Here is a 4,521-nt window from a genome sequence, read left to right on the forward strand (position 1 = left end):
CAGATGCAACAACCATTGAATTTCCATCTAAACTTTGTGGACCATATTTAATAGAATCATTTTTGATTGTAACATAACGTGTTGAACTACTCCCATTGTAAATTGCATAGCCCCATTGCAAATCCATTCCTGCGTTGTTGTGATTATAGAATTCGGCTACGTATTCTTTACCTGGTTCTGTGTAACGTTGTAATGTGTAATAAGAATACTTTCCGCTTTCGAAACGATGTTCATATCCAGCCCCCGGTCCTTTGACAGTTTCAGGCGAATTTGAATACATATAATTCGCCCCCGTCTGTGTATATGTTAATTTTGTTGCAGCTTGTGCAGGACTTAAAGCTGGAATAAATAATGATAAACCAAGAGTTAGGCTGGAAACCACTTTTAATTTTTTCATAGAATCCCTATCTCCGTCTCGAGTTCTGTATTTTCTGAAAAAAATACCAATACAGATTACCATTTAACGTAAAAATTGTAAATATTATCTATTAAATGTCCTTTTTTGTACACATTTAAGGATTATTATAAGGGGATTGTCAAAAGTTATAGGGTTCATGTAATCATCTAAAAAATAAGTCCTTTACGAATATGTATTGTTTATCATTTTCAACTTCATTGAACTACTCACCACTTAACGTCCTTACGAGCCGTTTGAAGTGGGAGATTCAAGAAACAAAATGAGCGATAAAGGAATAACATGAGGAAATTGCGGCGACGAGAGGGAAGAGAAAGTCGTGGAAGAAGTTCTGTTGATGATATTTTTTTTAATTGCAGAAATATAGAAATATCCACCATAATTTGAACTTATTTTTCTGTTCAGGAGTTAATTAATTTTCTACATAATGATTTATATGTAAATATATTATTTCATGAGTTTATTTTCTATTAGTGAGTTTCATTAGTGCCCAGAGTTCTTTCCCGTGGGTCTTTAAATTTCTTTTTCTCTTGCAGATTCACTTATTCTTGCTCAGTTTTAGATGAAGAAACAGGAATATCTTCACTATTTTTTGCAACAAAAGTAGGGATATTTCCCTATATTGCAAATAAGATTATAATAGTGATATATGGTATATACAATAGAATCAGTAATTTTTCAAAAGCTCCTCCCTATACATCCATTTCTGACAACAAAAGTAGGGATATGTAGAAATATCTATTTATAGAAATAGGGATATTTCTATATTACAGGAGAAGATCACAGCAATGATACGTGGTACATGTAATAAAATTATAGAATTAATGGATATTGCCTAAACCATTGATGTCAAAAGAAATTAACTACAATAAAAATGAAACTAAAGGATATTCCAGATTTTGAAGAGATAAATAGAATGGCACTACTAGCTCAAAAATAATGGGGTGGTAATACTGATTAGTGGCTTAGTGTTATTGTAGCCAAGTACAAAGAAAATGTTAAATAGTTAGCTTAGAAGACAAAACGATTGATGAAGGAATATCATGAGGAAATTGCGGCGACGAGAAGGAAGAGAAAGCTGAAGAAGAAGTTCTGTTGATGATATTTGTTTAAACTACAAAAATATAGAAATATCCCTATTTCTAAGTAGGGATATTTCTATATTGCTAAATCTCCGTTAATAATTTGAATTTCCGTTTCTGTTCGAGAGTTAATTGATTTTCTACATAATGATTTATAAGTAAATCTATTATTTCGTGAGCATATTTCTTATTAGTGAGTTTCATTAGTGCTCCAAGCTCGTCCTTAGATTGACTAGAAATTTTAATACTGCCTTGTTGGTTTTTAAATTTCTTTTTCTCTGGTGTTTGCTCCTGCTTTTTCTCTTGCTGAGTCACTTGTTTTTCTTCATTTATAGGTGGAACAGTAGGAGTATTCTCGTCACTTTTTGTTACAACGGAATCCTCGTTTGGAATATAAGGATCTGTTGGGTCAAAATTGCTCTTTTTTCTGCCTAATAATCCAGGAGTTCTTGCCATGTTATACACCAACCTTTAAACTTTCAAAAATATTGATACGAGATAATAATTCATCACTAATTTTTTCGTATAGTTCTATTACATTTAAATCATGTCGATCATTTTCAGTAATACCGTTAACATCAAACCTTTTAATACGTTCCATCTGTGGAACGATATTTTTAAATAGATTTTCTTCACCAAAAATTTCACGAGCATTTTCCATAATGTATTCATCCACTTTACCATTATTTTTTAATAGCACTGGAAGAATTCCTACAACTTCAATATCAAGATTATATTGCTCTTTTAATTTTATTAGTTGGTTAATGTAGTTTTCTGCACCTGTAAGAGAACGTTCTTGTGTTTGTAGAGTTATCAGAACATAATCAGAAGCTACAACTGCATTTTTTGTGACTTCAATTGACATAGGTGGAACATCGATAAATATGTAATCGTATTTATGCTTTATTTTCTCAAGTAATCCCTTAAAGTAGAAATCTTCTTCTGTTTCCGAAGAACACGATTTATATAGAAATTTTGCGAAATCTTGAAAATCAACATAAGAAGGAATTAAATATAAATTTTCCATTATTTCAACTTCTAATCCATCTAAATTCCCCTCTTGAATTCCTTTCATTAATGTTTTATTTAAAGTTACTTTTTCATCAGGATTAAGGATAGATTTTGTTAACATTAGAGATTTTGTTGCATTACTCTGTGGATCAAGGTCAACGAGTAATGTTCGTTTCCCTTTTTTTGCGAATTCATAAGAGTTTAATACAGCATTAGTGGTTTTACCAACGCCCCCTTTGTAATTCCCAACAGTAATTGTAATAGCCATTTATACCACTCCAGTTATCTATTTAAAAACTCCCCTATATCCCTATTTCTATCTTTCTATCTTTCTATATTTGGTACTGAAATCAAGTTATAGGGAAATATCTATTTATGGAAATAGGGATATTTCTATATTGTAAATAAAATTATAGCAGTGATATGTGGTACATGCAATAGAATGTGCCATTTATACCACTCTAGTTATCTATTTAAAAACTCCCCTATATCCCTATTTCTATCTTTCTATATTTGGTACTGAAATCAAGTTATAGGGAAATATCTATTTATGGAAATAGGGATATTTCTATATTGTAAATAAAATTATAGCAGTGATATGTGGTACATGCAATAGAATGTGCCATTTATACCACTCTAGTTATCTATTTAAAAACTCCCCTATATCCCTATTTCTATCTTTCTATATTTTGGTACTGAAATCAAGTTATAGGGAAATATCCATTTATAGAAATAGGGATATTTCTATATTGAAAATAAAGTTATAGCAGTGATATGTGGTACATGTAATAGAATGTGCCATTTATACCACTTCATTTATTTTTCAGCCCCCCCTATATCCCTATTTCTATCTTTCTATATTTTGGTACCGAAATCAAGTTATAGGGAAATATCCATTTATGGAAATAGGGATATTTCTATATTGAAAATAAAGTTATAGTAGTGATATGTGGTACATGTAATAGAATGTGCCATTTATACCACTTCATTTATTTTTCAGAAACTTCCCCTATATCCCATGCCTATCAAGTCAAGAAATTGGCTGTTTCTCAAAACAAAATATTTTGTTTTTCTACAGTTAAATATGGGAATTAAACTCATTTTTTTCATTTTGAGGTATTTTGAAATCTTAGCTTGATGGGGTATGGTGGGATCCCAGTATTTAATCGTATTGTAAATGCGTTTGAGCTAGCTATCTTTCTAATCAAAGCTGTATTTTATAGCATCCGTTGTGGCGTTATGCGGTGGATTGTTCATTGGGTTGGTGGCCAGGAATGTGTTTCTTATTAATATCTAGGGCAGGAATTCCCAAAGCACTAGGGAATACTTTTCCAAGGAGGTGTTGTAGCGCTATGCCAGCTGAAATTATCTATACTGCTAGCGATGTGTATAAGCGTTTAGGGGTGAGCGATAGTACGTTACGAAAATAAATGGAAGAGTTGCAATGAGAAGGAGATACAATGAAGAAGGATAAGCGCGGCAGACGGGAATATACAGATCTGGACATTATAGTGATTGAGAAGTTAATTGAACTCAGTCAGCATGACGGTATGACATTAGAGAAGGTTTCAAAGATGATTGCTCAGCAATTAGAAAGTATCATTTCTCATAGGATTAAAGAAGAATCTGAGAAAACAGATTTAATTTCATATTATATTCAACAACAGCTACAGCAACAATATAACGTTATGACGAAACAAATGAAGCAAAGCCTCTTGGAAATGGAACAAAGATTAAGTGAACAAGCTGAGAAAAGAAGTAAACGCATTGAGAAAAGTATAGAACGACGGAATGAACGGATTGAAAATAGATTAGAAGAACGAGATAAGACTTTGATGAAAACATTAAGAGAGATCCAAGTGACGAAGAGAATAATGAAGGAATTTCATGGAGAAGTTGCAGCAGCAAGAGAGGACCAAAGGTCATGGTGGAAATGGTTCTGTTGCGAAGTTTTATTAAGGTTAAGTGGTGCCAACAAAAAGTTGTATATTTTATGCGATTGTTAGTAGCTCC

Annotated in this window: 3 protein-coding genes and 2 pseudogenes; 2 read left to right on the forward strand and 3 right to left on the reverse strand. The window is 32.1% G+C overall.

Annotation, left to right across the window (positions count from 1 at the left end; all coding sequences use genetic code 11):
• The 3 genes and pseudogenes from LOK41_RS27330 to LOK41_RS27340 all read right to left on the reverse strand — a co-directional run.
• A pseudogene (locus tag LOK41_RS27330) lies at positions 1–397 on the reverse strand (copper amine oxidase); the annotation flags it as partial.
• Between the two features lie 1,184 nt (positions 398–1,581).
• Positions 1,582–1,953 carry a hypothetical protein gene (locus LOK41_RS27335; RefSeq protein ID WP_241819250.1) on the reverse strand — a complete coding sequence of 124 codons (372 nt, stop codon included), beginning with the start codon at positions 1,951–1,953 and terminating at the stop codon, positions 1,582–1,584.
• Between the two features lies 1 nt (position 1,954).
• Positions 1,955–2,776 carry a ParA family protein gene (locus tag LOK41_RS27340; RefSeq protein ID WP_241819251.1) on the reverse strand — a complete coding sequence of 274 codons (822 nt, stop codon included), beginning with the start codon at positions 2,774–2,776 and terminating at the stop codon, positions 1,955–1,957.
• Between the two features lie 866 nt (positions 2,777–3,642).
• Between LOK41_RS27340 and LOK41_RS27345 the strand changes: the two genes are divergently transcribed.
• Both LOK41_RS27345 and LOK41_RS27350 read left to right on the forward strand, forming a co-directional pair.
• Positions 3,643–3,798 carry a hypothetical protein gene (locus LOK41_RS27345; protein WP_241819252.1) on the forward strand — a complete coding sequence of 52 codons (156 nt, stop codon included), beginning with the start codon at positions 3,643–3,645 and terminating at the stop codon, positions 3,796–3,798.
• A 62-nt stretch (positions 3,799–3,860) separates the two neighbouring features.
• A pseudogene (locus LOK41_RS27350) lies at positions 3,861–4,448 on the forward strand (DUF3967 domain-containing protein); the annotation flags it as partial.
• Positions 4,449–4,521: the final 73 nt, after the last annotated feature.

This window comes from Bacillus sp. TL12, from assembly GCF_022625245.1.
Classification (GTDB): Bacteria; Bacillota; Bacilli; order Bacillales; family Bacillaceae_G; genus Bacillus_A.